The 25542-nt window shown below is 66.1% G+C and carries 26 protein-coding genes and 1 pseudogene; 13 read left to right on the top strand and 14 right to left on the bottom strand.

All coding sequences use genetic code 11. The features are described 5' to 3' along the window. The first annotated feature begins 3 nt into the window (after positions 1-3). Positions 4-1092 (top strand): saccharopine dehydrogenase, encoded by a 1089-nt coding sequence (locus tag BRC58_05000; protein PSP17904.1) that lies wholly within the window; start codon positions 4-6, stop codon positions 1090-1092. Positions 1093-1099: 7 nt separating this feature from the next. Here BRC58_05000 and BRC58_04995 read toward each other — a convergent pair whose 3' ends face one another. Next, positions 1100-1408, bottom strand: coding sequence for a DUF2973 domain-containing protein (locus BRC58_04995; protein PSP17921.1), 309 nt, complete (start codon positions 1406-1408; stop codon positions 1100-1102). A gap of 241 nt (positions 1409-1649) precedes the next feature. Here BRC58_04995 and BRC58_04990 point away from each other — a divergent pair, with 241 nt between their 5' ends. Genes BRC58_04990 through BRC58_04980 form a run of 3 tightly spaced genes read left to right on the top strand, consistent with a single transcriptional unit; the run spans position 1650 to position 5412 of the window. Further along, positions 1650-3476, top strand: a complete 1827-nt coding sequence (locus BRC58_04990; protein PSP17903.1) for a threonine--tRNA ligase — start codon at positions 1650-1652, stop codon at positions 3474-3476. A 43-nt stretch (positions 3477-3519) separates the two neighbouring features. After that, positions 3520-4773, top strand: coding sequence for a tryptophan synthase subunit beta (trpB, locus tag BRC58_04985; GenBank protein ID PSP17902.1), 1254 nt, complete (start codon positions 3520-3522; stop codon positions 4771-4773). Between the two features lie 6 nt (positions 4774-4779). After that, the gene (locus tag BRC58_04980; GenBank protein ID PSP17901.1) at positions 4780-5412 is read left to right on the top strand and encodes a ribonuclease D; all 633 of its coding nucleotides are present in this window, start codon (positions 4780-4782) and stop codon (positions 5410-5412) included. Between the two features lie 6 nt (positions 5413-5418). Here the strand turns inward: BRC58_04980 and BRC58_04975 are convergent, their stop codons facing one another. Together BRC58_04975 and BRC58_04970 are read right to left on the bottom strand one after the other, a co-directional pair. After that, complete coding sequence (locus BRC58_04975) at positions 5419-5820, bottom strand: rhodanese-like domain-containing protein (protein ID PSP17900.1); 402 nt, start codon at positions 5818-5820, stop codon at positions 5419-5421. 65 nt (positions 5821-5885) lie between these two features. After that, positions 5886-6251, bottom strand: coding sequence for a rhodanese-like domain-containing protein (locus BRC58_04970; GenBank protein ID PSP17899.1), 366 nt, complete (start codon positions 6249-6251; stop codon positions 5886-5888). Positions 6252-6321: 70 nt separating this feature from the next. Between BRC58_04970 and BRC58_04965 the strand changes: the two genes are divergently transcribed. Next, positions 6322-7095 (top strand): permease, encoded by a 774-nt coding sequence (locus tag BRC58_04965; protein ID PSP17920.1) that lies wholly within the window; start codon positions 6322-6324, stop codon positions 7093-7095. 6 nt (positions 7096-7101) lie between these two features. Here the strand turns inward: BRC58_04965 and BRC58_04960 are convergent, their stop codons facing one another. The 5 genes from BRC58_04960 to BRC58_04940 all read right to left on the bottom strand — a co-directional run bounded on the left by BRC58_04960 (position 7102) and on the right by BRC58_04940 (position 11885). Then, complete coding sequence (locus BRC58_04960) at positions 7102-8298, bottom strand: succinyldiaminopimelate aminotransferase (GenBank protein ID PSP17898.1); 1197 nt, start codon at positions 8296-8298, stop codon at positions 7102-7104. A 3-nt stretch (positions 8299-8301) separates the two neighbouring features. After that, positions 8302-9096 carry a hypothetical protein gene (locus BRC58_04955; GenBank protein PSP17897.1) on the bottom strand — a complete coding sequence of 265 codons (795 nt, stop codon included), beginning with the start codon at positions 9094-9096 and terminating at the stop codon, positions 8302-8304. A 99-nt stretch (positions 9097-9195) separates the two neighbouring features. Next, complete coding sequence (locus tag BRC58_04950; protein ID PSP17896.1) at positions 9196-9942, bottom strand: phage shock protein A; 747 nt, start codon at positions 9940-9942, stop codon at positions 9196-9198. 51 nt (positions 9943-9993) lie between these two features. Continuing rightward, positions 9994-10827, bottom strand: coding sequence for a 1,4-dihydroxy-2-naphthoyl-CoA synthase (locus BRC58_04945; GenBank protein PSP17895.1), 834 nt, complete (start codon positions 10825-10827; stop codon positions 9994-9996). A 20-nt stretch (positions 10828-10847) separates the two neighbouring features. Beyond that, entirely contained in the window at positions 10848-11885 is a 1038-nt protein-coding gene (locus tag BRC58_04940; GenBank protein ID PSP17894.1) for a 23S rRNA (adenine(2503)-C(2))-methyltransferase RlmN, read from the bottom strand. Positions 11886-11996: 111 nt separating this feature from the next. Between BRC58_04940 and BRC58_04935 the strand changes: the two genes are divergently transcribed. The 6 genes from BRC58_04935 (at position 11997) to BRC58_04910 (ending at position 15866) form a co-directional block, all read left to right on the top strand. Further along, on the top strand, positions 11997-12872 hold the full coding sequence (locus tag BRC58_04935; GenBank protein PSP17893.1) for a prolipoprotein diacylglyceryl transferase: 876 nt from the start codon (positions 11997-11999) through the stop codon (positions 12870-12872). Then, positions 12859-13686: a precorrin-4 C(11)-methyltransferase gene (gene cobM, locus BRC58_04930; protein PSP17892.1), complete on the top strand. Its 828-nt coding sequence runs from the start codon at positions 12859-12861 to the stop codon at positions 13684-13686. The genes BRC58_04935 and cobM overlap by 14 nt, the downstream gene beginning before the upstream one ends. After that, positions 13679-14110, top strand: a complete 432-nt coding sequence (locus tag BRC58_04925) for an NUDIX hydrolase (GenBank protein PSP17891.1) — start codon at positions 13679-13681, stop codon at positions 14108-14110. The genes cobM and BRC58_04925 overlap by 8 nt, the downstream gene beginning before the upstream one ends. 132 nt (positions 14111-14242) lie before the next feature. Beyond that, positions 14243-14725: a diguanylate cyclase gene (locus tag BRC58_04920; GenBank protein ID PSP17890.1), complete on the top strand. Its 483-nt coding sequence runs from the start codon at positions 14243-14245 to the stop codon at positions 14723-14725. 23 nt (positions 14726-14748) lie between these two features. After that, positions 14749-15102 (top strand): hypothetical protein, encoded by a 354-nt coding sequence (locus BRC58_04915; protein PSP17889.1) that lies wholly within the window; start codon positions 14749-14751, stop codon positions 15100-15102. After that, positions 15102-15866 carry an orotidine-5'-phosphate decarboxylase gene (locus tag BRC58_04910; GenBank protein PSP17888.1) on the top strand — a complete coding sequence of 255 codons (765 nt, stop codon included), beginning with the start codon at positions 15102-15104 and terminating at the stop codon, positions 15864-15866. The genes BRC58_04915 and BRC58_04910 overlap by 1 nt, the downstream gene beginning before the upstream one ends. Here the strand turns inward: BRC58_04910 and BRC58_04905 are convergent. Next, on the bottom strand, positions 15863-16501 hold the full coding sequence (locus BRC58_04905) for a hypothetical protein (protein PSP17887.1): 639 nt from the start codon (positions 16499-16501) through the stop codon (positions 15863-15865). The two genes, BRC58_04910 and BRC58_04905, sit on opposite strands and share 4 nt — an antisense overlap. Further along, positions 16453-16701 (bottom strand): hypothetical protein, encoded by a 249-nt coding sequence (locus BRC58_04900; GenBank protein ID PSP17886.1) that lies wholly within the window; start codon positions 16699-16701, stop codon positions 16453-16455. Before BRC58_04900 ends, BRC58_04905 begins: the two co-directional genes overlap by 49 nt. A gap of 103 nt (positions 16702-16804) precedes the next feature. Here BRC58_04900 and BRC58_04895 point away from each other — a divergent pair, with 103 nt between their 5' ends. Together BRC58_04895 and BRC58_04890 are read left to right on the top strand one after the other, a co-directional pair. Then, positions 16805-17674 carry a hypothetical protein gene (locus BRC58_04895; GenBank protein ID PSP17885.1) on the top strand — a complete coding sequence of 290 codons (870 nt, stop codon included), beginning with the start codon at positions 16805-16807 and terminating at the stop codon, positions 17672-17674. A 98-nt stretch (positions 17675-17772) separates the two neighbouring features. Continuing rightward, entirely contained in the window at positions 17773-20373 is a 2601-nt protein-coding gene (locus BRC58_04890) for a chloride channel protein (protein PSP17884.1), read from the top strand. 68 nt (positions 20374-20441) lie between these two features. On the opposite strand, the gene BRC58_04885 is transcribed toward BRC58_04890, so the two are convergent. From BRC58_04885 to BRC58_04870, 4 genes and pseudogenes are all read right to left on the bottom strand, one after another. Then, complete coding sequence (locus BRC58_04885; GenBank protein PSP17883.1) at positions 20442-21041, bottom strand: protease; 600 nt, start codon at positions 21039-21041, stop codon at positions 20442-20444. 88 nt (positions 21042-21129) lie between these two features. Beyond that, positions 21130-22470, bottom strand: coding sequence for a cytochrome P450 (locus BRC58_04880; GenBank protein PSP17882.1), 1341 nt, complete (start codon positions 22468-22470; stop codon positions 21130-21132). 18 nt (positions 22471-22488) lie between these two features. Continuing rightward, positions 22489-23866 (bottom strand): annotated as a pseudogene (locus BRC58_04875) (cytochrome P450). A 22-nt stretch (positions 23867-23888) separates the two neighbouring features. Continuing rightward, positions 23889-25370 carry a cytochrome P450 gene (locus BRC58_04870; protein PSP17881.1) on the bottom strand — a complete coding sequence of 494 codons (1482 nt, stop codon included), beginning with the start codon at positions 25368-25370 and terminating at the stop codon, positions 23889-23891. Positions 25371-25542 lie beyond the last annotated feature (172 nt).

Raw genomic sequence — 25542 nt, 5'->3', positions numbered from 1 at the left:
GGCATGCCCGAGCGCATCCTGGTCATTGGCGGCCAAGGCCGAATCGGTGGCTGTATCGCCCGCGATTTGCTCGCTCATACCGAGGCCCAAGTCACGGTCACGGGCCGCCAGCAACGCGGGCCGCTGCTGCCGCGATCGCGCTTTTTGCCGCTGGAGTTGGCCGATGGCGCGGCGCTTCGGCGTGCCGTAGCCGGCAGCGATGGGGTCGTTCATACCGCCGGTCCGTTCCACCGCTGCGACGGCCGCGTCCTGCAGGCTTGCATTGAAGCGGGCGTGCCGTACGTGGATGTCAGCGACCACCGCTCGTTCGTCCAGTGCGCGAGCGCTTACCACGAGCGCGCGCGCCAAGCAGGCGTCACGGCGATCCTCAATGCCGGGGCCTTCCCCGGCATCTCTAATGCCATGGCCTGCCAGGGGGTGGCTGCCCTGGATCGGCCCGAGGCCATTCGCATGTACTACCTAGTAGCCGGCTCGGGCGGAGCGGGCATGACGGTGATGCGCACCACCTTTCTGGGGTTGCAGGAACCGTTCTGGGCCTGGATTGGGGGCCAGTGGCAGCGCGTTGCTCCCTACAGCGAGCGCGAAACCGTGGCATTCCCGCAGCCTTACGGCCGGGGCAGGACGTATTGGTTCGACGTTGCCGAGACCTATACCTTCGCCCACTCGTTCCCGGTGCGCACCGTCACCACCAAGTTTGGCTCCGTGCCCGACTGTTTCAACCACCTCAGCTGGGCGATCGCGCACTGGCCCAACCCCTGGCTGCAGAATGCCGCCGGCATTGAGTTTCTCTCGCGCGTCTCGCTGCGCATGGCGCGCTGGAGCGAGCGCTGGAGTGGGATTGGGCTTGCCATGCGCGCCCAAGTCAGTGGCGAGCGTGCGGGGGCGCCTGCTCGGGCGGATCTGAGGGTGGTCCACAGCGATACGGCGGCAGCGGCAGGCGCCGGCGCGGGGAGCCTGGTACAGCTAATGTTGCAAGGCGAACTCGCACAGCCGGGGGTCTGGCCCATCGAGCGCGCCCTACCGCTGGCGCGCTTCCGGGAAACCCTAGCGCAGCGCGGCATCGCCATCCAGCAGCAATCCGTCAGCAGCTAGGGCGATCCTAGCGCTCGGTCTCGCTGTCGCTATCGGGAGGGGGCGAGTCCTGGTAGAGGGTGTCGAGCTGCTCGCGCGCGTCATCAGTGTCAACCGAGCGCATCACCAACAGCGGCTCGTTGATGGGCTTGCCGCGCTCGTCTAGCAATTCCGGATGGGCGGGCGATCGCTGCCGGCGCGACTGCGACGTGCCGCCAAACTGGCCGCTCGGGCGGGCCCCTTGCGCCACGCTCACCAGGTTGCGGATCAAATTGCCAATCGCGACGAACGCAATGATGCTAAAGGCCAGGATGTAGAGCAAATGGAACCAATCCATGGTGTCTCCCCGCGAGTTGGCTGCGCGATTGCCGCTCTCCGCTTCCAACCTATCAGGCGTGGCAGCGGCCGAGCGACTTCTTAATTTGTTTAAAAATTTTAACATCCTGCCACCGTCTGCCGGTGCGATGGCGCGCGCTCGGGGCAGCCCATCCGCCTCGGCCCCAAGCTGCTAAGCTACTATCTGGATTAAGGGGCCACAGGCCCCGATTGAGTGCCGATCGCCGCGCGAGCAGCCCATTATGGTGACCTCTGAATCCGCTGCCTCCAACAGCTCGCAAACGGTCGAGCTGCCGCGAACTAGCGACTCGGAGCGCCTCAAGCGCATCCGCCACACGGCCTCGCACGTGATGGCCATGGCCGTGCAGGAGCTGTATCCGGAGGCGCAGGTCACCATCGGCCCCTGGACCGAGTACGGCTTTTACTACGACTTCGACCGCCCCGAGCCGTTCACCGACAGCGACCTCAAGGCCATCCAAAAGCGCATGGCCCACATCATCAAGCAGCAGCTGCCGCTAACGCGCGAGGAGGTTGATCGCGAGGAAGCCAAGCGCCGCATTCAGGCCCTGGGCGAGCCCTACAAGCTCGAGATTTTGGATGATATCGAGCAGGCCCCCATCTCGATCTACCACCTCGGCGACCGCTGGTGGGACCTGTGTGCCGGGCCGCACGTGGCCCACACCGGCGAGCTCGACCCCAAAGCGATCGCCTTAGAGAGCGTCGCGGGGGCTTACTGGCGCGGCGATGCCAACCGCGAGCAGCTCCAGCGCATCTACGGTACGGCTTGGGAAACCCCCGAGCAGCTGGCCGAGTACCAGCGCCGCAAGCAAGAAGCCCTCAAGCGCGACCACCGCCGGCTGGGCAAGGAACTGGACCTGTTTGCCTTCAGCGACGCCGTTGGACCGGGGTTGCCGCTATGGACCCCCAAGGGGGCAACCGTCCGCTCGCTGCTCGAGGAGTTCCTCAAGCAGCAGCAGCGCGAGCGCGGCTATCAGCCGGTAGTGACGCCCCACATCGCGCGCGTCGATCTGTTCAAGACCTCCGGGCACTGGCAGAAGTACCGCGAGGACATGTTCCCGCTCATGGCCGATGACGAAGCGGCCCCGGCCCAGGAGGAGGGCTTTGTCCTCAAGCCCATGAACTGCCCCTTCCACATCCAGATTTATCAAAACGAGCTGCGCTCCTACCGCGACTTGCCGCTGCGCCTGGCTGAGTTCGGCACCGTCTACCGGCACGAGCAATCGGGCGAGTTGGGCGGCCTCACGCGCGTGCGCGGCTTCACCGTGGACGATGCCCACCTGTTCGTGACGCCCGAGCAGCTCGATGCCGAGTTTCTCAACGTTGTCGATCTGTTCCTATCGGTGTTTGGCAAGCTCCAGCTCGATAGCTTCACCGCCCGCCTGAGCTTTCGCGATCCCGACTCGGACGAGTACCTGGGCTCGGATCGGGCCTGGGAGCAAGCCGAGGGGGCCATCCGCCGCGCCGTCGAGCAGCTGGGCTTGAGCTACGTGGAAGGCATTGGTGAGGCCGCCTTTTACGGGCCCAAGCTGGACTTTATCTTTCAAGATGCCCTGGAGCGCGAGTGGCAGCTGGGAACGGTGCAGGTGGACTACAACCTGCCCGAGCGCTTCGATCTGGAGTACGTGGCTGCTGATGGATCCCGCCAGCGTCCGGTCATGATCCACCGCGCACCCTTTGGCTCGCTGGAGCGGCTGATGGGCATTTTGATTGAGGAGTACGCCGGCGACTTCCCGCTGTGGCTGGCGCCGGTGCAGGCACGGCTGCTGCCGGTTAGCGACAACCAGCGCGAGTTCGCCGAGCAAGTGAGTGCGCAGATGCAGGCCCGCGGCATCCGCGCCGAGACCGATCGCAGCGGCGAGCGCCTGGGCAAAGCCATCCGCAATGCCGAAAAGCAAAAAATTCCGGTCATGGGCATTGTGGGCGCCCAAGAGGTGGAAGGCCAGACCCTGAGCGTTCGCACGCGCGCCTCGGGCGAGCTGGGCAGCATGCCGGTGGCGGCGGTCATCGACAAAATGAGCGCCGCGATCGCCAACTACGAGAACTTCTAGCCCAGCTCCTATATAATAGGGGCCGTTGCTCGCCCCGGCTGCGATGCCATCTGCCGCTTCAGCGCCGCGTTCGGCGCCCGAGGTCCAACCCGATGCTGCCGGCCGCTTTGGTGGGTTTGGCGGCCGCTACGTCCCAGAGACGCTCGTTCCGGCCCTGCAGGCGCTGGAGTCGGCCTACACCCACTACCGCGACGATCCCGAGTTCCAGGCCCAGCTTCAGCAGCTGCTGGAGGGCTATGTGGGTCGTCCCACCCCGCTCTATCGGGCCGAGCGCTTGAGCCAACGCTACGCGCGCGCCGATGGGAGCAGGCCGCAGATCTATCTCAAGCGCGAAGACCTCAACCACACCGGCGCCCACAAAATCAACAACGCCCTGGCGCAGGCGCTGCTGGCGCAGCGCATGGGCAAACAGCGCATTGTCGCCGAGACAGGGGCCGGCCAGCACGGCGTCGCAACCGCGACCGCCTGCGCCCACCTGGGCCTCAGCTGCACCATCTACATGGGCGCGCGCGACATGGAACGCCAGTCGCTCAACGTGTTCCGCATGGAGCTGTTGGGCGCCACTGTCCGGCCAGTACACGCCGGCAGTGCCACGCTCAAAGACGCCACTTCCGAAGCCATTCGCGATTGGGTTACCTACGTGGGCACGACCCATTACGTGCTGGGCTCGGTGGCCGGCCCCCACCCCTATCCCATGATGGTGCGCGACTTCCAGGCCATCATCGGCCAGGAGGCGCGGCGCCAGTGCCAGGCAGCCTGGGGCGGGTTGCCCGACGTGCTGCTGGCCTGTGTGGGCGGCGGTTCCAATGCCATGGGCCTGTTCTACCCGTTTTTGCCCGAGCCCGGCGTGCGAGCCATTGGCATAGAAGCGGCTGGCGACGGCCTGCAATCGGCCCGGCATGCAGCCACCCTGAGCTGCGGCACCCCCGGCGTGCTGCACGGGGCCATGAGCTATCTGCTCCAGGACGAGCAGGGCCAAATCCAGCAGGCCCACTCGATCAGCGCCGGCCTGGACTACCCGGGCGTTGGCCCCGAGCACAGCCACCTTAAAGACAGCGGACGCGTCCGCTACGACAACGTCACCGATACCCAAGCCGTGGCGGCCTTCCAGCGGCTGGCGCAGCTGGAGGGGATCGTGCCCGCGCTGGAGACCGCGCACGCCATCGCCTACCTAGAAGTGCTCTGCCCGCAACTGAGCGGCAGCCCGCGCATTGCCATCAACTGCTCCGGCCGCGGCGACAAGGACGTGCAGACCGTGGCCCGCTACCTGGAGCGCAACGATGTCCTGAGCGAGTGAGCTGCCATGGAACCCAGCGAGCTGCAAATCTGCGATCGCGACCTGTCCCAGCCGCTGCTCGAGCGCTACTTGGACGCCGAGGCCATTGCGGTCGACACCGAGACCATGGGCCTCAACCCGCAGCGCGATCGCCTCTGCTTGGTGCAGCTGTGCGATCCCAACGATGCCGTCACCGCCATTCGCATCGAAAAGGGCCAGACCGAGGCCCTGCGGCTCAAGCAGCTCATGGAAGCAGCCGCCCCCGCTAGCGTGTTTCACTTTGCCCGCTTTGACGTTGCCCAGCTGCAGCACAACTTTGGCATCCGGACCCAGTCCATTTTTTGCACCAAAATCGCCAGCAAGCTCGCGCGCACCTATACCGCCAGCCACGGCCTGAAAGCGCTGGTGCAAGAGTTGGAGCAAATCGAGCTGGATAAGAACGCGCAGAGCTCCGACTGGGGCGATGCCGCCAACCTATCGCCGGCGCAGTTGCGCTACGCCGCCAATGACGTGCGCTACCTGCTGAGCTTGCGGCAGAAGCTAACGGCCATGCTGGTGCGCGAGGAGCGCTGGGCGCTCGCCCGGCAGTGCTTTGACTGCGTCCCGGTCTTTGCCAACCTCGACTTGCGCCAGTTCAATGGCGTGTTTGAGCACAAATAGCGCTGCCTAGAGGCTGTAGGCAAACATGGACTCCACCGGGTAGCCGAATGCCTTCCAGCCGGCGACGCCCCCGCGCAGCTCGGTCACCCGCTGGAAGCCGGCAGTGCGTAGCGTCTGGGCGGCTGCGGCGGTGTCTTCGTCTGTATCGCCATAGATGTAGATATCGCGCTGGGGCTCAAGCGTTGCCAGCGCCCGCTCCAGCAGCTCGTTGCGCGGCATGGAAACGGCGCCTTGGATGTGGCTGATGTTGTAGGCCCGCCGATCGCGGACGTCGACGATCGTCAGGGCTGGCTGCCCCCAATCCAGGCGCATTTTAAGGTCATAAGCGCGCGATCGCGAGCGCTCGATGCCTGAGGGGATGGGGACAAGCCTAGACAGCGCCCGCTTGAGGTCTGCTAACCCTGCCATAACGTTTAGTTATGTAAAGGAACACCAATCTTTATTATGGCACGGCGGTTGCGAGGCCATTGCAACTAGGAAGCGTCGGCGTTGCCTTCGGTGGGGCCGGCCATGCGCTTCCAGCCCAAGAGCCCACCTTCAACGCCGTAGGCCTGCTGGAACCCCGCTGCTTGCAGTTGCCGGACGGCCTCGGCCGTTTGCCGGTCGCTTTCGCCGTAAACGTAGAGCACGCGATCGGCCTCGAAGGAGCGGCGCGCCCGCTCGACCAACTCCGTCATGGGCATGGATAGGGCGCCCATGATGCGCGACTGGTTGTAGGCGCTGCGATCACGCACATCCAGGATGGAAAAGGCCGGCTCGCCCCAGTTGAGCCGGTCCAAGATATGCTTGGCTTTGACCTGGGGCGCTTGGGCGGTGTTGCGATCAGCGGCTTGGCTCATGGGGACTCCTCATCGCGCTAGCTTGCCTCTCCCGGTATAGCACTGTCTGCCAAGCGCAGCGGAGGTGGCGGTGACGGTCGCGAGCGGGCTCGCTTTGGCACTAAGTGGGGTGGGGGCAGGCCTGCTGGCCGGCTTGCTGGGCATTGGCGGCGGCGTCCTGTTGGTGCCGCTGCTGGTGAGCTGGGGCTACGTCCCGGTTCGGGCTGTCGCCACCAGCAGCTTGGCCATCGTGGTGATCTCGCTCTCGGGCAGCCTCCAGAACTGGCGCATGGGGGAGCTGAGCTGGCGCAGCGCGCTTGCCCTGGGCGTGCCGGCCGCGATTGCGGCGCAGGGCGGTGCCTGGGCTGCGGAGCGCCTCGCCTCGGCAGTGCTGCTGGCGGCATTTGGGGCGCTGCTGCTGACCAACATCTATTTGATGGGCTTGCGCCGGCGCCTGGCGAGCGCCAGTGCAAGCCCAGCCGCGATCGCGCCCTGGGCCTCGCGGCTGGGAACGGGCGGCATCGCCGGCTTTATGGCCGGGCTGTTTGGGGTGGGCGGCGGCGTCGTTCTGGTGCCGCTGCAAGTGCTGCTGCTGGGGGAGTCCATCAAAACGGCCGTGCGCGCCAGCCTGGGGGCTGTCGCCATTGCCACCACCTCAGCCTGCTTGGGACACGCGCAAGCGGGCAATGTGGCGCTGCTACCGGGCCTGCTGCTGGGGACAGGCGGCTTGGCGGGCGCGCAGGTCAGCACGCGCTTGCTGCCTCGCTTGCCCGATCGCGCCGTGGCGCTGCTGTTCCGGGGGTTGATGGCCGGCCTGGCAGCGACAATATTCTGGCAGGCCTGGCGCGAGGGCGCGGCGCTCTAAGCGGGCTCACCGTGCCGGTGCCGCCTGCAGGTAGGGCTGGAGGAACTCGCCCATGCGCTCGGCAGCTTGGGTCAGTACCTCGGGATCTCGCACCAGCGCCAAGCGCACGTACCCCTCGCCGCGCTCGCCAAAGCCCGAACCGGGTGCGGCCGCCACGCCGGTCTCGGCGACCAGCTGCGTACAGAACTGCATGGCTGTACCGGGCCAGCCCGCCGGCAGCGGCGCCCAAACGTACAAGGTGGCCGCGGGCGCAGGCACCGGCCAGCCCACCCGGTGCAGCGCGCCAACCAAGGCATCCCGCCGCTGTTGGAACTGGGCAACCGTATCCTGCACGATGGCTTGCGAGCCCTCCAGGGCAGCGATCGCGCCGTTGATGATGCCGCGGTACTGGTTGAAATCGACGGTCGATTTGACGTTCTGGAGCGCGGCGATGAGCTCGGCGTTGCCGATGGCATAGGCCACGCGAAAGCCGCCCATGTTGAACGACTTGGATAAGGTGAAAAACTCGATCGTCCGCTCCCGGGCCGGATCGGCTTGCAGGGCCGAGGGGGCTGCCGGCCGGCCATCGTAGACAAAGTCGGCGTAGGGAAAGTCGTGGACCAGCGCCAGGTTCCAATCGCGGCAGAAGGCCACAGCACGCTGGAAAAACGAAAGCGGGGCGGTGGCGGTGGTGGGATTGTGCGGATAGCTCAGCACCATCATCCGCGCCCGCTCTAGGACGGCCTGCGGGATTGCCTCTAGCTGGGGCAAAAACTCGTTTTCGGCCAGGGTGGGCATGCGATAGATCTCGCCATCGGCCAGGCGGACGCCGCCGGCGTGGGAGGGATACCCCGGATCCTGGAGTAGGGCCACGCTGCCGGGATCGAGCAGCGCTAGCGGCAGGTGCGCTGTCCCCTCCTGGCAGCCAATGAGCAGCAGGACCTCCGTCTCCGCATTGATCGCCAGGCCGTACTTGCGCTCGTACCAGCGGGCCACGGCCTCGCGGAAGGCCTGGGTGTCGTGAAACAGGGTATAGCCGTGCGTGCTGGGATCGCTCAGCGAGCCCTCGATAGCGGCGAGCGCTCGCTCGGGGGCGGGCCGATCCGTGGAGCCCAGCGATAGGTCGATGATGGGCCGACCGGCCGAGCGCGCCCGCGCTTTGGCCGCATCCATCTCGGCAAAGACGTTGGCTTGCAGCGGTTGCAAGCGCCGGGCAAAGCGCATGGGTTAGCTGTTGCGATTGAGCTGCGAGCGAAGCTCGTCCAGCTCGGCGTCGACGACCTCATCCGAGGCCTTACCCTGCGAGGAGCCCTCGCCCTCTTCAGCCTGCTGCTGGCCCTCCGGTAGCTCGCCCTTGCTGCTGCTGCCGCTGAGCTGGGCCTTCATGGCCGAGAGCTCTTCGTCGACGTCGCTGCCGCCTTCGAGTTGGGCGAACTGCTGCTCCAGATCGGAGCTGCCCAGCTCGCCAGCTGCTTCCGAGGTGGCCTCCAGCTCGGTCACTTTCTCTTCCATGCGCTCGAAGGCGCTCCAAGCGCTGCTGTTGCCGGCATTGCCCAGCTGCTGCTGCAGCTCTTGGTTGGCCTTGGCCGCCTTGGCGCGGGATTTGTACATGTCCTTTTTGGTTTTGGCCTCCGAGATTTTGCCCTCGAGGGCCACCAGCTTGCGCTTGAGCTCATCGACCTGCTGCTTTTGCTGATCGAGTTGCTGTTTGAGGTTGGCGGCGGTATCGGCGTAGCTTTTTTTGCGCTGCAGGGCTTCGCGCGCTAAGTCCTCTTCGCCTTTACTCAGGGCGAGCTGGGCGCGCTGGTGCCAGTTGTCGGCCTCGGCTTGGTTCTGGTCGTACTGCTTTTGGGTGCGCTTTTGAGCGGCGATCGCCTGGGCGACGGCTTGCCGCAGCTGCACCAGATCCTCTTGCATGTCCGAGACGGACTGCTCCAGGACCTTCTCGGGGTCTTCGGCTTTGCCCACCAGATCGTTGAGGTTGGCGCGAACGACGCGGCTGAGGCGATCGAATAGTCCCATGGTTGCTCCTTGTTCCTCGCTTGCGGGGGGAACCCACCCGGCACGCTGCTCCCTTTCTGCCCGCTATGTTAACGGCTTGCGAGTGGCCGGCCCGGCGCATTACCGGTCGCGCTGCGAGCGCAGCCGCTCCAGCTCGCGCTCCACCTCGGCATCCCCAATGGCGGGTTGCTCGCCGGCCGGGAGCTCGCCGCTGCTTTGCCCCGCGCGCAGCTGCGACAGCTCGCTCTCAACGGCTTCGCCTTGCTCCAGGCGGCTGAAGCGCTTGTCGAGCTCGTCGCCGCTCAGCTCCTGGGCGGCCTGGGCGCTGGTTTCGAGCTCGTTGACCTTGTCCTCCATGCGCTCGAAGGCATTGAGGGCGCTGCCGGTGCTGAGGTCGTCGGTGAGCTCGGCAATCTTTTGCGAGGCCTGAGCCGAGCGCGCCCGGGCGATGTAGAGATCCTTTTGGGTCCGCGCCTGCGAGATTTTGCCCTCGAGCTGGCGCATGTTGCGCTTGAGGCGATCAACGACCTGGTTCTGCTGCTGCAGCTGCTGCTCGAGTGCTTGGGCGTTGTCCTGGTGGGTCTTGCGGCGCTGCAGGGCTTCGCGGGCTAGATTCTCGTCGCCTTTTTCTAGCGCGAGCTGGGCGCGGCGGTGCCACTCCTGGGCCTGGGAGCGGGCTTGGCTAGCCTGGCGCTCGGTCCGCTTTTGCGAGGCGATCGCCTGGGCAACTGCTTGCCGCAGCCGCACCAGATCCTGCTGCATGTCCGCAACCGCCTGCTCCAGGATTTTCTCGGGATCCTCGGCCCGCCCGATCAGGCTGTTGATGTTGGCCCGAACCACGCGCCACAGGCGCTGCAGCCACCCCATATCGCCTCGGTGTTGCGCCGTACCGCTTGTTATGGTATCGCAGCCGCCCGGTTAGGGCCGCCAGGGATACTGGCGGAAATCGGGCGAGCGCTTGTCCAAAAATGCCTGCTTGCCTTCGTTGCCCTCCTCGGTCATGTAGTAGAGCAAGGTGGCGTTGCCGGCCAACTCCTGCAGGCCGGCCTGCCCGTCGGTATCGGCGTTGAAGGCGGCCTTGAGGCAGCGGATGGCAATGGGGCTTTTGTCCAGAATTTCATGGGCCCAGCGCACGCCCTCGGCCTCCAGCTTCGCCAGGGGCACCACGCAATTGACCAAGCCCATCTCGCGGGCTTGCTCGGCATCGTACTGGCGGCACAGGAACCAAATTTCTTTGGCTTTTTTGACCCCCACAATGCGCGCCAGGTAGTTGGCGCCAAAGCCGCCGTCAAAGCTGCCCACCTTGGGACCGGTTTGCCCGAAAACGGCGTTGTCGGCAGCGATGGTGAGATCGCAAACCACCTGCAGCACGTTGCCCCCGCCGATGGCGTAGCCGGCCACCAGGGCAATGACCACCTTGGGCATGGAGCGAATCAGCCGCTGCAAATCCAGTACGTTCAAGCGCGGCGTACCGCCCGCATCGGCGTAGCCCGCCTTGTCGCGCACGCTCTGGTCGCCACCGGCGCAGAAGGCATGCTTGCCATCGCTGTGCGGGCCGGCCCCAGTCAGCAGGACAACGCCAATGTTGGGGTCTTCGCGGGCGTCGCAGAAGGCATCGTAGAGCTCGGAGACGGTTTGGGGCCGAAAGGCATTGCGCTTGTGGGGGCGGTCGATGGTGGCTTTGGCGATGCCCGCCGCTTTTTCGTAGCGGATGTCGGTGTAGGCGTTGCAGGGTTGCCAATCGGGTTGCATGGCAGCTTCAGGGTGGGTGGCTAGGCCCGGGCGCGCTCTTGGCGCAACTGCCCGCAGGCGGCATCGGCTTCTAGGCCGCGCGAGTGGCGCACGCTGGTGGCAATGCCGTGCTGCTCCAGCACCGAACGGAACGCCTGGATGCGCTGCCGATCGGGCCGCTGATAGTCAGCCTCGTCGATGGGATTGTAGGGGATGAGGTTGGTGTGGCTCTGGAAGCCGCGCAGATGCTCGGCGAGCTCTTGCGCCTGCTCGGGGGCATCGTTGGTGCCTGCCAGCAGGATGTATTCGAAGCTCACCCGGCGCCCGGTCAGGGCAACGTAGTCGCGGCACTCGGCCAACAGCGCCGCCAGCGGGTGGTGGCGGGCGCTGGGAATGAGCCGCTCGCGCACGGCCTGGTTGGAGGCGTGCAGGCTGACGGCAAAGGTGATTTGGAGCTGCTGCTGGGCCAGCTGGCGGATGCGCCCCGGTAACCCCACCGTCGAGAGGGTTAGCGATCGCTGGCTGATGCCCACATCGCGATTGAGCGAGCGGATGGCAGCCACCACGGCCGCTTCGTTGAGCAGCGGCTCGCCCATGCCCATAAACACCACGTTGCTGGGGCGCTGCCCGAAGTCCTCGCCCACAGTCAGCACCTGGTCCACAATCTCGTGGCAGGCTAAGTTGCGGCTAAAGCCGCCTTTGCCCGTGGCGCAAAAGTCGCAGGCCATGGGGCAGCCCACCTGCGAGGAGACGCACACCGTCAGCCGCTTGGCTGTGGGAATGCCGACGGTCTCGACGACGGCCCCATCTGCCAGCCGCAGCAGGTACTTGCGCGTGCCGTCAGGGGCAATGCTGCGGTGGTGCAGCGCCGAGCGCCCCAGCGGCCAATCGGCCAGCGACTCGCGCCAGGCCTTGGGCAGGACCGAGACCTCGCGCAGTGATCGCGCCCCTTTGCGGTAGAGCCACTGGTGGATCTGCTTGCCCCGAAAGGCCGGCTGCCCGTGCTGGCGCGCCCAGGCTTGCAGCTCCTCCAGCGATTTGCCCAGCAGGACATCCTCGCGCGCGGTTGCAGGTGCCATAGCGGTTGCCGCTTGCCGGGTGACTGCTCTCCCATTGTGGCGCGCGCCGCGAGTGCAGCGGTGGCTTGATAGAGTTGGGCTGGCGCACAGCTGCCCAGTTAGGATTTTACCATGGCACTGTTTGCGTTCCAATTCCAATCGCCGGGCCCCATCCTGTTCGAGCTGGGGCCGGTTAGCGTGCGCTGGTACGGCGCGCTCATTGCGCTCGCCGTCCTGGTGGGGGTGACGCTGGCGCAAGCTCTGGCCAAGCGGCGCAACGTCAGCCTCGAGCTGGTGGGCGATCTGGCGGTTTGGCTGGTCATCGGCGCCATTCCGGGGGCCCGCCTGTACTACGTGCTGTTCGAGTGGGAGCGCTACGCCGGCAAACCGGGCGAGATCGTGGCGATCTGGAACGGCGGGATTGCCATTCACGGCGCCATTTTGGGCGGCGCGCTAGCAGCCGCAATTTTCGCGCGCCTGCGGCGCGTCTCCTGGTGGCGGCTGGCCGATTTGGTAGCGCCGCCGCTGGTGCTGGGTCAGGCCATCGGGCGCTGGGGCAACTTTTTCAACTCGGAGGCCTTCGGCCGGCCCACGGACCTGCCCTGGAAGCTCTACATCCCGCCGGCCAAGCGCCCGCCGCAGTACCTGGATGAGGCCTACTTCCACCCCACCTTTTTATACGAATCGCTGTGGGATCTGGGCGTTTTCGTGCTGCTGATGGCACTATTTGTCTGGGGGCTGCGCCATCCCGGCCGCCTCAAGCTGGGCGTGATCGCGCTGGCGTACGCCATGGCCTACAGCGCGGGCCGCATCTGGATTGAGGACCTGCGCACCGACAGCTTGATGCTGGCAGGCGTGCAAGCGGCCCAGGTGGCGAGCGCGTTGGGCATTGGCTTGGGGGCCATTGGCTTGATCTGGCTGTATTGGTGCGATCGCCCGCTACCGGACGTCGTGCGTGTGGATCGGCGGGCGCCGCGCTCGCGCCCGAAGGACTATGCCGACACCTGATCCGCTACCAGCCGGCGTCTATTTGATCGGTGCCGGCCCCGGCGACCCGGAGCTGCTGACCGTCAAGGCCCACAAGATCCTGGCGCGGGCCGATACTGTCATCTTTGCGCACTCGCTGGTGCCGTCGGCCATCTTGCAAGCGGTGCGTGCCGATGCCGAGCGGGTGCCCACCGGCAACAAAACTCTCGAGCAGATCCTGCCCATTGCCATTGATCGCGTGCGCAGCGGGCATGCCGTGGTGCGGCTGCACTCGGGCGATCTGAGCCTCTACAGCGCCATCCACGAGCAAATCCGCGCCCTGACCGAGGCCGAGGTCCCCTTCGAGCTCGTGCCTGGCATTGGGGCCTATCAGGATGCCACGGCCAAGCTGGGCATTGAGCTGACGGTCCCCGAGCTTACCCAGACCATCATCCTGACCCGCATCAGCGGGCGGGCCTCGGCCGTTCCGGAGGCCGAAGCCCTGGCGTCGCTGGCGGCCCACGGTGCCAGCCTGGGCCTGTACCTGGCAGCGCGCCACGTGGCAGCTGCCCAAGCTCAGCTGCAGCAGCACTACCCCGAGCAGACGCCCGTGGCGATCTGCTACCGCCTGGGCTGGCCCGACGAGGCCATCTGGCTGGTCCCGCTGGCCCAGATGGCCGCCCAATCCCAGCAGCAGAACCTCACCCGGACCACGCTCTATCTCATCGGGCCAGCCGTGGAGGCAGCTCGCGATCGCGCGGCTTACAATCTGGCCCAGGCGCGCTCGCGGCTCTACCACCCCGACTACGCCCACCTGTTCCGGCCGGCGCGCTCGGCACCGACGGCCGATGGCTGAGCGGTTCACCGAGGTGGCCGTCGCGGTGCTGCATCGCCAGCGCCGCTTTCTGCTGCAGCTGCGCGATCGCCGCTCCGACATTGTCTACCCTGGGCATTGGGCCTGTTTTGGCGGTCACCTCGAGCCGGGCGAGACGCCGGCTGCTGCCGTGCGGCGGGAGTTGCAAGAAGAGATCGGCCACTGTCCGGCTGGGCTGACCGCGATCGGCTGCCATACCAGCAACGGGATCCGGCGCCACCTGTTCGCCGCGCCTCTAGCGCTCGCCCCGGCGCAACTGCAGCAGCGGGAAGGCGAAGCCATGGCCCTGGTGCCGGCTGCGGCCATTCGCCGGGGGCGGCACTACGCCCCCCAGCTAGGCAACTGGATGCCCATTGCCACCCCCCACCGCGCCCTGTTGCTGGATTGGCTAGCGCGTCGCAGCTAAGAGTGCCTAACAAAACTGGTGGGATGAGCGGCGTGCTGACATTCACCAAGCCTTCCTCGAGCTGGGCTGCGCGCTCATCCTGTTCAACCACCTACAGAAGTTCTGTTAGGCGCTCTAAGGAGGAAGCGAGCCGTGTTGGATGAAAAAGCCAAAAAGACTATGCTGCGCAAGATCCCGCACGGGCTCTACGTCTGCGGCGTCCAAGACGAGCAGGAGATCAACTGCTTTGCCGCCAGTTGGGTCATGCAGGCCTCGTTCAAGCCGCCGCTGCTGGTCAACTGCGTCAACCGCAACTCCGGCTCCCACGAGATGGTCAAAAGCAGCCATACGTTTGCCATCAGCTTTATGGAAGAGCACCAGCAGGATCTGGTGGCTACGTTTTTTAAACCCCAGCGTCGGGTGGGCAACAAGCTTGCCGATGTGGAGTTTTATCTGGGCGAGGCGACTGGGTGCCCCATCATCCGGGACTCGCTGGGGTACGTGGAGTGCCAGGTAATCGATGCCGTGGAACAAGGCGACCACACCGTGTTTGTGGGCGAGGTGGTCGGCGCTGGCGTTCATCGCGAGGGCAATCAGCTCTTGCTCGAGAGCACGGGCTGGCAGTACGGTGGCTGAGTCCGAGCGCTAGCGAGAATGCCATGCCGCTGATCAAAGTTCAGGCTTCGGTGGCCGAGCCGCAGTCCGGCGATGCCAACGCGCTTTTGGGGACGCTGTCGGCCCGATTGGCCGAGCAAACCGGCAAGCCCGAATCGACGGTCATGACGGCCTTTGAGCCCAACGTTCCCATGACCTTTGCCGGGACTGCGGATCCGGCCTGCTACGTCGAGATCAAAAGCGTGGGCGAGATCCCGCCCGAGCAGGCGCGGGCCATGAGCCACGCCGTCTGCCAGCAGATCGAGCAGTCGCTGGGCGTCCCCGCTAACCGCACCTACATCACCTTTAGCCCCACCGAGGGCACCCTGTGGGGCTGGAACGGTTCCACTCTGCGCTAATGCCGAATGGGGGCAACTCAGGTGCTGCCGGCAGCGAGGACCGGCGCTGGCTCTCCGAGAAACGCATCGATCCGCAACAGCGGCTCATCGTTGCCCTAGACACCCCGAGCCCAGCGGAAGCCGAGCGGCTCGTTGAGACGCTAGGCAATGCCGTCGGCTTTTACAAGCTGGGCCTGGAGTTGCTGGCCAGCGGCGGCTGCTTTGAGCTCATCGAGCGGCTGCACGCGCGCGGCAAACAAACTTTCCTCGACCTGAAGTTGTTTGACGTGCCGCAAACGGTGGGCGCTGCCGTGCGGAACTTGCGCGGGCGCGGCATCGCGTTTGTCACCGTTCACGGCAACGACGCCATCCTGCGCGCGGCCTGCGAGCAAAAAGGCGAGACCGGCATCCTGGCCGTGACCGCCCTCACCAGCTTCGATCGCGCCGATATTGCCGATTTGGGCCTGCCCAACGTGTCGCTCGCGGATCTGGTCTGCTCGCGCGCCCGGCGCGCGCTGCAGCTGGGCTGCGATGGCGTTATCTCCTCGGGCTGGGAGGTGCCGCGCTTGCGGGCGGAGCTCGGGCAAGGCCTAACGGTTGTGGTCCCTGGCATTCGCCCCATTGAGGATGCGGCCAACGATCAAAAGCGCACGGTCGATGTTGAGGCGGCCTTTTGGCGAGGCGCCGACTACATCGTCGTCGGCAGGCCCATTCGCCAAGCCCCCGATCCCCGGCAAAAGGCCCAGGCCATCCAGCAGCGCATCCAGCGGCTGTTCGGGCATTAGGATTGGTCCCCGGCCGGGACGATGCGCAAGATGCGATTGCCGCTTGGCGGGCAGCGGCCGCGGCCGTCGCAGTTGCTGGTGGTGACGTAGAGCTGCCCATCGGGGCCCATGGCCACATCGCGCAGGCGGCCCAAGCCCTGGGGCGGATCGCCGCTAAAGTAGCGCTCGTGGGCGGCTAGGTTGCCGTCGGCATCGAAGCTCACGCGGTGCAGGTGCTTGGAGCCCAGCGTGCCTACTAGCAAATCCCCCTGCCAGGCCGGGATGGCATCGCCAGTATAAACGGCGGCGCCGCCGGGGGGAACGGCTTGCTGCCAGCTCAGTACTGGGGCCACTAGGCCAGCCTGCGAGCGGCAACCGTAAATCTCGGGCCAACCCAAGTTGTCGCCTCCCTGGGCGACATTAATTTCATCGTGACCCGTCCGCCCCAACTCGCCGCTGGGCCCGCGATCAGTCAGCCAAAGCGTGTCGCTATCGGGCCAGTCAAAGCCCTGGGTGTTGCGAATGCCGGTCAGAAACGCGGGCGTCTCGGGGAGCGGATCCGCAGCCGGGATCTCGCCAGCCGGCGTCACGCGCAGCAGCTTGCCAGCTAGGCTGTCGGGATCTTGCGTTGCATCGGAATTGCGGGCATCCCCCAGGGCACCTCCAGCCCTGACACCACGGTCTCGGCCGCCACGGCAACCTCGCCAGGGGAGCCAAAGCCTGACTCAACGAGCATGCACTCGCCGTGATCGGCAGGCGCGTTCGCGGCGGGCGGCCCTTCAGGAATCGTGGTGTTGCAGCTTGCGGCTAGCGCCACGCCGGCCAGGCCCAACAGGGCGTACCGCAGCCACCCCATTGCTGGCATGTCCCTCCTGATTCTGCACGCGCGATGGCTTCACGTTACTATCAGTGGTTGCCAACCGCCACCCCAACAGGCGCGCTGCCGCCCAAGGCACCGAATGGCAGGCCCAATCTGGGAACTCGATTTTTACTCGCGCCCCGTTCTCGATGAGAACCAAAAAAAGCTCTGGGAGGTGCTGATCTGCGAGAGCCCCCAGGACGTGCAGCGTTCGTTTGACTCGCTGTTCAAATACACCCAGTTTTGCCAAAACACCCAGGTCAACTCGCTGTTTTTGCAAGAGGCCATCCAGGCCGCGATCGCCCAGGCGCCCGAGTCCCCCAAGCAGATCCGCTTCTTTCGGCGCCAGATGAACAACATGATCGAAAAAGCCTGTACCGATCTGGGCATCAAGGCCACGCCCAGCTTGCGCACCTACGCGCTGCAGCAGTGGCTGCAGCAGCGCCAGGCAACGGTGTACCCGCAGCAGGAAGGCTACGACCCCAAGGCCGCGCAGTCGCCGGCCGTGCAGTATCCGGTCCAGGACCCGGCGCCGCTGCCGGATGCCGTCCGCGGCGACAAAGACGACAAGTGGGCGTTCGTCACCCTCGAGGTTGCCCAGCTCCACCAAATGAACGACTGGGACATTGCCTTTGGGGAAGGGTTTTCGCCGGCCATGGTGGGCCTCTCGGACCAGGCGCGCGTCCCGGGGGTGCTGATCTTCTCGCCGCGTGCCATGCCGCTGGCAGGCTGGATGTCGGGGCTAGAAATTGCGGCGCTGCAGTTTTTGGGCGGATCGCTACCGCGGCTGGTGCTGCAGACCGGCTTTGGCGACAACTGGATCCTGGCCGATATTAAAGACGAAACGACGCGGGCCGAAGCTGAGGGCTTCGAGCAGGCCAAGAAGCGCGCGCAGCGGGTTCACTTTTTCGCCATCCAGCAATCGCCCGAATCCGAGTCCTTCGCCGGTTTTTGGTTGCTGCAAGCGTAGTGCTAGCTGGCCGTCGGCCCGGCTGAGGTAGGCCCCCTAACAACCTAAAATTGGGCTGTTGCGCTGGCCAGGCGCGATTGGGGCACAGAAAGGGCGCTTTGGGCATGGCCGCTCGCACGCCGCTTCACCGCTGGTTGCAAGCGCTTCGGGGCCTGCGCTCGGACGCCGAGTACTGGACCCTGCTCAAAGCCTGCGCCATCGGCGCCGTCTCGGCGTTTGCCGCCTTGGCGCTCAAGCAGGGCATCGATTGGATTGGCGGGGTTCGCCTGCAACTTGCCGAGCGTTGGGGCGAGGCGATCGCGCTGCCGCTGGCGGGCTTGGTGTTGGGCGGACTGGCCGGGACCTGCATCCGCTGGCTCTCGCCGGCAGCCGGCGGCGGCGGCATCCCGCAGGTCAAAGCGGTCCTGGCGCACTACGCGATCCCGCTCTCGTTGCGGGTGGCTTTGGTCAAAATGCTGGGCACGATCGCCACCCTGGGGGGCGGGCTGACGCTGGGGCGGCGCGGGCCCACTGTGCACATTGGCGCTGCCCTGGCCGCCCAGCTGGCCGATTGGGGGCAAACGCCCCCCGAGCACCGCCGCCAGATTGTGGCGGCTGGGGCGGCCTCGGGCATTGCGGCTGGCTTTAACACCCCCATTGCGGGCATTGTCTTTGCCATTGAGGAGCTGATGCGCGATGTCTCGCGCTTCACGCTTGAGATTGCCATTTTGGCCTCATTTACGGGCGCATTCGTGGCGCAGCTGCTGGGCGGAGTGGGCCCGAGCTTCCCCGTCGAGCTGGCGGCCCCAGAGAGCGCGGCCAGTCTGAGTGCCGCCGAGCTCCCGTTCTATCTGCTGTTGGGCGGGCTGGCCGGCCTGCTGGGCGGCGCGTTCAACCGCGGCATCCTGTGGGGCTTGCGCTTCAACCGCAACTCGGGGCTGCCGTTACCCGCGCGCACGGCCTTGGCGGGTGCCATCTCGGGCGCAATCGCGGCGTTTTTGCCCACCTTTTTTCGCTTCAACGCTGGGCTGGATGCGTTCTGGGTAGTGGGCGAAGCGGGCCTGGCAACCACGGCGCTGGCCTTTGCGGCGCAGTTTTTGCTGACGCTTTTAGCCTACGGTTCAGGGGCCCCAGGGGGCTTGTTTACCCCCGCTCTGGTCTTGGGGTCCGTGCTGGGCTACCTGGTGGGCTCGGCCCAAGTCGCACTGCTGGATGTGGGGGCCGCCCACACCTACGCGCTGGTGGGCATGGGGGCGTTTTTTACCGCCGTGGTGCGCGTGCCCGCTACCGCCATCATCATCGTGTTTGAGATTACCTCGGATTTCGATCTGGTACTGCCGCTGATGGTGGGCTCGGTGGTGGCCTACACCGTGGCCGAGCGCCTGTTCCGCGGCTCGCTCTACCAGCACTTGCTAGCGGCCAACGGCATCCAGCTCGATGATGAAATGAGCGGCGATCGCGACCCGCGCGCCGCCGTTCGCATCGCGAGCCTAGTTCGCCCCAACGGACTGACCCTATCGGGAGACCTTACCCTCGAGCGCGCCCGCGAGGTCTTGGCCCAAGCGCCCGAGCCAGCGCTGCCGGTGGTATGGGACGGCAACCTGCTGGCAACCCTGACCCCAACCGATGCGGCGCGGTTGGGCCCGGAGGCGCAGCAGCGGCAGTTGCGGGATGTCTTGTCCCACCGGCCGGTTGCAGCAGCGCCGGATACGCCGCTCAACGATGCCATCTACCTAATGGATCGCTATGCGCTACCGCTGCTGCCGGTCGTGCGAGATCGCCGCTTTGTCGGGACCATCGGACGCGCCGATGTCATCCGCGCCGAAGCCCGGCGCCTGAGGGGCCAAGAGAGCTACCCACCGTTCCCGGCAGCGCAGTCGTATTGCATTTATCGCACGCGCGCGCCCAGCCACCACCGCCGCAGCCTACTGCTGCCAGTGGCCGATGCGACGACCCTGGCGCCTCTGGTTAGCGCCGCCGCGACGTTGGCCCAAGACAGCGCTGCCGATCTGGATTGCCTGCACGCGGTCACCGTGCCGCCCTACCGGCAGTTGCAGCAAAGCTGCCCCCGCTTGCCACAAAGCCGCCAGTTGCTGCGCCAGGCCGCGCACGAGGCATGGCAAGCGGGCGTCGCCGCGCACGCGCAGGTGCGGATTGCCTACCGCGTAGTCCCAGCCATTCTGGAAGCGCTGGCCGATCCTGAGGTCAAGGGCCTGGTCTTGGGCTGGCGGGGCCAGCAAGCGCCGCCGATCGCTGGCAGCATTCCGCAAGCTGCAATCCGGCAGGTGCGCTGTGAGGTCGTTGCCATCAAGCCCGCCCACGGGGAGACCGCCCGCGCAAGGCGTGAATTGGTGCTGGTGCCAGGGCAGGTGGCTGGATGGGCCGCCCTAGAGAGGCTCCCAGCGCTGGCGGCATGGCGTCCGCCCGAGCACCTGCAGGTCTGTCAGGTACGCTCGCCCCAGGGCGGCAATGCCTCGCGCGAGCGCTTCGAGCGCGCCGTTGCTGCCATTCGCCCGCGCTTGCCGGTGCCACCCCATACGACTGCTATCCGGGCGCGATCACTGGGTGAAGCTGCAGCGCGCTGGCTGCAAACGCGGCATTGGGATGTTGTGGTATTTGGTTTGAGCTGGGCGGAGCGCCGGCAGGGCTTGCCCCGCCTGCCCCCTGCCACCGCTGACAGCACGGTTGTAGTAGCGATGTTGCATCTGCTGGCACATTGAGATGCTTCAACTCCAGCAGTCGTGCATAGCCAAGGTGGATGGCTGGCTCCCGATCCGCGACTGTAGTACTAGGCAGCAACCTTGGCCTGCTGCTCGATGCGGGTTCCCAGCAGCTGCAGGAACTCGGCCAGCCAATTGGGGTGGCCGGGCCAGGCGGGTGCCGTCACCAGGTTGCCGTCAACCACGGCTTCATCCACTGGCTTGTCGGCGTAGTGGCCGCCTGCCGCTTTGACTTCCGGGCCGCAGGCTGGGTAAGCGGTGCAGGTTTTGCCCTCCAGGGCGCCGGCTGCCGCCAGAACCTGCAGGCCGTGGCAGAGCGTTGCAATGGGCTTGTTTTGCTGCGCGAAGTGCTGAACGATTTCCAGGACGCGCGAGTTGAGCCGCAGGTACTCGGGGGCACGCCCGCCCGGGACCACCAGCGCGTCGTAATCGGAGGCGTTGACGGCCTCAAAACTGGCGTTGAGGGCAAAGTTGTGACCGGGCTTCTCGCTGTAGGTTTGATCGCCTTCAAAATCGTGGACGGCGGTGCGCACGCTGTCGCCGGCCTGCTTGTCCGGGCAGACAGCATGGACGCTGTGCCCCACCATCTGCAGCGCCTGGAAGGGCACCATGACTTCGTAGTCTTCGACGTAGTCGCCCACCAGCATCAGGATTTGCTTGCCGCTCATGCCAGGTCCCTCCTCGAATCGCAAACTGGCCTTGGTTGCCATCGTTTCCGGCCCTCGGCCGCCCCGTCAACCCACCGGCGAATGCCCTTCAGGCCCGAACGGCCATCCGCACGCTACCCGCCGGCACCATGGTGATGCCGCGCCGCACGGGATGTGCCGCAGCAGGCTCGCGCAGCTCGAGCTGCACGTGCGACAGCAGCGTCGTGATCGCCAGCTTCATTTCATACAAAGACAGGGCGGCGCCCAGGCAGGCGCGCGCGCCGCCCCCAAAGGGCAAGTAGGTGTAGGGGGCAGGTCCTTCGCCCCAGAATCGCTCGGGCCTAAAGCGCTCGGGCTGGGGGAACGCCGCCGCCCGGCGGTGCGCTAACTGGATGCAGGGCACCAGGACGGCGCCGGGCGGATAGGTAACGCCTTGCAGCGGAAATGGCTGCGCCAGGACCCGCGGCTGCGCGATTAGGGCAACCGGATGGATGCGTAAGGTCTCGCGGCAGACGGCATCCAGGTACGGCAGGGCCGCGATCGCGCTGGGATCGGGCTGGGGGCCCAGCTGGGCCAGTTCCTGGCGCAGGCAGCGCTCGATGGCCGGCAGCGCGTGGATCCAGCGCAGGGCCCAAGCGAGCGAGGAGGCAGTCGTCTCATGACCCAGCAACAACAGCGTCATGAGCTGGTCGCGCAGCTCGGTGTCGGTGAGGGGGTTGCCATTGGTGTCCTGGGCAGCCAGCAGCATGCTGAGGGCATCGTCGCCACCATCGCCGCCGCTAGCGCGGCGCTCGGCAATTTCGGCGTAGAGCAACGCGTCGAGCTGCTGCCGCAGGCGCACAAAATGCCCCCACGGACTCCAGCGGCCCCAGTCCCGCTGCAGCGGTGGAAAGAAAAATAGCGTGGAGTAGAGCGGGTGCGCGGTCACCGCCAGCACGCGCTCTAGCAGCGACTGCATGCGCTCGCAGCGCGCCCCCTGGGTGCGGCCGAGCGCGACGCGCAGGATGACCGGCAGAGTAATGGCCGCCATCCAGGGGCGCAGCCGCCAGTCCCCCTGGCGCGGCAGCCGTGCGGCAATGGCTTGGGTAGTTTGGCAAATAAAGGGACCGTGGCGGTACAGGCGCTCGCCGTGCAATGGCGGTGCGAGCAGTTGCCGCCGCTGCCGGTGGCGCTCGCCATCGAGCCGCACCAGCGAGTGATCGCCGGTCAGCGGGGTAAAGACGTGTGTCAGGCGGCCGAGCTCAAAGCAATCGGCCGGGGCCTCAAAGATGGCGCGGATGGCATCGGGGGTGCCAGCAAACACCACTGGCGGCGAGTTGTGTCCCAGCACGCGCGCCACGAACGGATCGCCATAGCGCGCGGCGCTTGCCTCCAAAAATCGGATGGGGTGGGTGATCGCGCGCAGGGTCTGCCACAGGGCAGGCCCGCGCGGTCCGCTCGCTCGCGTCACAGGCCTTCGGTGCGGTTGCTAGCGCGATGGGGTGGCAGCAGCCGTTTGCCGGGCGGGCGCGTGCGTTCCGGCCATGACTAGCTTGACGCCACCGGCCGGTCCCAATGTTAAGCCGCGGCGCCGCGGCTTGACCGGGCGTGTTTCAGCCAGCGCCAACCGATACTGGCTCAGCAGCGAGAACAGCACCAACTTCATCTCGTAGAGGGCCAGCTCCGAACCCACGCAGCGCCGAACGCCGCCGCCAAAGGGCATGAACTCGTAGGGCGAGGGCTGCCAGTGCAGGAATCGCTCGGGATCGAAGTGCTTGGGGCTGGGGTAGAGCGCCGGGCGCTGGTGGAGCAAATAAATGCAGCCCATGACGATGGTGCCCGGTTCGATGGTGTACCCCTGCAGCGCCACTGGTTCGGTGGGCGTGCGCGGGAACGTCAGCATGGCCACCGGATAGATGCGCAGGGTCTCTTGGCAGACGGCGGTGAGGTAAGGCAACTGCGCGATCGCCTCTGGGTCGGCATCAGCGCCCAGCTCATCAATTTACTGGCGCAGCCGCTCGCCCACTTCGGGATGCGCGTGCACCCAATAGAGCGCCCAGGCCAGGGCCGTTGCCGTGGTTTCGTGGCCGGCCACCAGCAGCGTCATGAGCTCGTCGCGCAGCTCGCGGTCGCTCATGCCCTGCCCTTGCTCGTCGCGCGCTGCCAGCAGTAGCGACAGGATGTCGCTGCGCTCGGCGCGTTCCTGGGCGCGGCGTTCGGCAATTTCGGCGTAGAGCAGCTCGTCGATCTGCTGCTGCAGGGCTTCTAGGGATTGCCAGGGAGTCAGCGGCCCCAGATTTTTTTGTAGGGCCGGGATGAACAGAAACGGCGCTTGTGCACGCGGCTCATAGCATCCAAGCGCTCGCCCAGCAGGCGCTCCAGCGCGCGGTAGCGATCGCCTCGGTGCAGGCCAAAAACGGCCTGCAAGATGACCCGCATGGAGATCCGCTGCATTTGGCTGCGGGCGCGAAAGACCTGGCCCGCTTGCCACGACTGCCCCACTTCCGCCGCAATCTGGCGAATGAGAGCACCGTAGGCGCGCATGCGCTCGCCGTGAAAGGGCGGCATGAGGAGCTTGCGCCGGTGCCGGTGGTGGGCGCCGTCCAGTAACATGAGCGAGTTGTCCCCCAGCAGCGGCCGCATGATGGCGTTGAAATCCCCCGAAACAGCCCCGTGTCGTTGCTTAGCAGGTACTGGATGGCCTGGGGATGGTGAACGAAGACCAGCTTGTCAAAGCTGGCGCTAACGCGGCCGCCGAACAGATCGCCGTGGCGTTGGGCCATCGCCTCCAGATAGCCCGTGGGGTCGAACATCCAGCGGCCGAATTGCAACCAAGCCGGGGTTCGGACATCCTGCGGAACGGACATGGCGCTCGCCCTCCGGAGAGCATTACGCGTTGACTGCCTGGGGGGCTGGCTGCTTCCGGCGCCCGCGCACGGTCATTTTGATGCCGCCGGCCGGGGCAACCGTAATGCCGCGCCGCTGCGGCTGAACCGGGCGCTGCTCGGCCAGCTCGAACTCGTAATGTTGCACCAGCGCAGCCAGCACGAGCTTCATCTCCAGTGAAGCCAAAGCTGCTCCCACGCAGCGTCGGTTGCCGCCGCCAAAGGGAATGAACTCGTAGGACGAGTACTCGCGCTCGAGAAAACGCTCGGGCCGGAACTGCTCGGGTTGCGGGTAGAGATCCGCGCGCCGATGGGTCAGATAGATGCTGGCACCGATGAGGGTGTCGGCCTCGTAGCGGCGGCCCATAATCTCCATGGGGGCGTTGAGATAGCGCCCGAAGGCCATGGGAGCCGCCGGATACAGGCGCAGCGCCTCATTGCAGACAGCGCTCAGATAGGGCAGCTGGGCGACCTCCATTAAATCGGGCTCGGGCCCGAGGGCATCGAGCTCCGCGCGCAGCCGCTCGAGGACGGCCGGCTGCCAGTGCGGCCAGTAGAGCGCCCAAGCCAGCGAGTTGGCGGTGGTTTCGTGGCCGGCAAACAGCAGGGTCAGCATCTCGTCCTGAATTTCGAGATCGCTCATGGGCCGGCCGTCTTCGTCTTGGGCCGAGAGCAGCAGGCTCAAAATGTCGTTGCCCTGCCGCTGGGGCTGCGCGCGCCGCTCCTCAATCTCGGCCTGGAGCAGCTCGCGGATGCGCTGCCGCTGGCGCACCATGCGCCCCCAAGGGCTCAGCCCCCCAAGTTCCTGCTGCAAAAACCCAAAAAACAGCGCGCTCGAGTGCAGCGGCGATGCCGTCATAGCTAGCATCTGCGTGATCGCCGCCTTGATGGAGCTGTAGCGCTCGCCCTCGCTCAGCCCGAACGCGGCGTGCAAAATGACCCGCAGCGCAATCTCCTGCATGACCGATCGCGCGACCAAGCGCTGACCTGGTTGCCACTGCCGAGCTACATCGTGCGCGACATTGTGGATGATGCGGGCGTACTGCTTGACGCGCTGGCCGTGAAACGGCGGCAGGAGCAACCGGCGTTGGCGCTGGTGCTGCTCGCCGTCAAGCAGCGCGATCGAGTTGTCGCCCACCAGCGGCCGAAGCACGGCGTTCGCTCGCCCGGCGTCGAAGCGATCGGCATCGGCGGAAAAGATTTGTTGGATGGCCTCCGGATGGCTAAAAAAGACGTACGGCGTCGTCTTTTTTAAGCGCATGGTGAAGGGATCGCCATAGCGCCGGGCGCAGTCCTCCAGAAAGCTGTAGGGCGTCAGAATCCAGCGCGCGAGCTGGACGAAATAGGGCTGTCTGGGGCCATCCGGCAGGGAACTCACGATTGGACCTCCTTCAACGCTGCGACCGGGACCAGAAACAGGAATTGACTTGGTTGGAGTGGAGCTGCTTTTAGCGTAACCAACCGCAATTACCGCCAGTGCCCCCATTGCCAAACTGCAAGATTGGTAGGATTGGATGCCATCGAGCCGCCTCTCCCATCCCAAGCACCATGACAGTCACCAGCGAGACGCCCGCATTCTGCCAAGGCATCCAGTACTGGCGAGAAGACTATCCCGAGCTGGAGCGCCACGGGCAGACCCCCGCCATCGGGCCCAACCA

The organism is Cyanobacteria bacterium QS_8_64_29 (assembly GCA_003022125.1).
In the GTDB taxonomy this organism is placed as follows: Bacteria; Cyanobacteriota; Cyanobacteriia; order Cyanobacteriales; family Rubidibacteraceae; genus QS-8-64-29.
Note: the sequence above shows the minus strand (reverse complement) of the source record. Positions and strands in the feature narration are given on the sequence as shown.

Coding starts and splice junctions, on each gene's coding strand:
- BRC58_05000 (PSP17904.1), top strand. CDS start 4: ATGCCCGAGCGCATCCTGGTCATTGGCGGCCAAGGCCGAATCGGTGGC.
- BRC58_04995 (PSP17921.1), bottom strand. CDS start 1,408: ATGGATTGGTTCCATTTGCTCTACATCCTGGCCTTTAGCATCATTGCG.
- BRC58_04990 (PSP17903.1), top strand. CDS start 1,650: ATGGTGACCTCTGAATCCGCTGCCTCCAACAGCTCGCAAACGGTCGAG.
- trpB (PSP17902.1), top strand. CDS start 3,520: ATGCCATCTGCCGCTTCAGCGCCGCGTTCGGCGCCCGAGGTCCAACCC.
- BRC58_04980 (PSP17901.1), top strand. CDS start 4,780: ATGGAACCCAGCGAGCTGCAAATCTGCGATCGCGACCTGTCCCAGCCG.
- BRC58_04975 (PSP17900.1), bottom strand. CDS start 5,820: ATGGCAGGGTTAGCAGACCTCAAGCGGGCGCTGTCTAGGCTTGTCCCC.
- BRC58_04970 (PSP17899.1), bottom strand. CDS start 6,251: ATGAGCCAAGCCGCTGATCGCAACACCGCCCAAGCGCCCCAGGTCAAA.
- BRC58_04960 (PSP17898.1), bottom strand. CDS start 8,298: ATGCGCTTTGCCCGGCGCTTGCAACCGCTGCAAGCCAACGTCTTTGCC.
- BRC58_04955 (PSP17897.1), bottom strand. CDS start 9,096: ATGGGACTATTCGATCGCCTCAGCCGCGTCGTTCGCGCCAACCTCAAC.
- BRC58_04950 (PSP17896.1), bottom strand. CDS start 9,942: ATGGGGTGGCTGCAGCGCCTGTGGCGCGTGGTTCGGGCCAACATCAAC.
- BRC58_04945 (PSP17895.1), bottom strand. CDS start 10,827: ATGCAACCCGATTGGCAACCCTGCAACGCCTACACCGACATCCGCTAC.
- BRC58_04940 (PSP17894.1), bottom strand. CDS start 11,885: ATGGCACCTGCAACCGCGCGCGAGGATGTCCTGCTGGGCAAATCGCTG.
- BRC58_04935 (PSP17893.1), top strand. CDS start 11,997: ATGGCACTGTTTGCGTTCCAATTCCAATCGCCGGGCCCCATCCTGTTC.
- cobM (PSP17892.1), top strand. CDS start 12,859: ATGCCGACACCTGATCCGCTACCAGCCGGCGTCTATTTGATCGGTGCC.
- BRC58_04925 (PSP17891.1), top strand. CDS start 13,679: ATGGCTGAGCGGTTCACCGAGGTGGCCGTCGCGGTGCTGCATCGCCAG.
- BRC58_04915 (PSP17889.1), top strand. CDS start 14,749: ATGCCGCTGATCAAAGTTCAGGCTTCGGTGGCCGAGCCGCAGTCCGGC.
- BRC58_04910 (PSP17888.1), top strand. CDS start 15,102: ATGCCGAATGGGGGCAACTCAGGTGCTGCCGGCAGCGAGGACCGGCGC.
- BRC58_04900 (PSP17886.1), bottom strand. CDS start 16,701: ATGGGGTGGCTGCGGTACGCCCTGTTGGGCCTGGCCGGCGTGGCGCTA.
- BRC58_04895 (PSP17885.1), top strand. CDS start 16,805: ATGGCAGGCCCAATCTGGGAACTCGATTTTTACTCGCGCCCCGTTCTC.
- BRC58_04885 (PSP17883.1), bottom strand. CDS start 21,041: ATGAGCGGCAAGCAAATCCTGATGCTGGTGGGCGACTACGTCGAAGAC.
- BRC58_04870 (PSP17881.1), bottom strand. CDS start 25,370: ATGGGGGCACTGGCGGTAATTGCGGTTGGTTACGCTAAAAGCAGCTCC.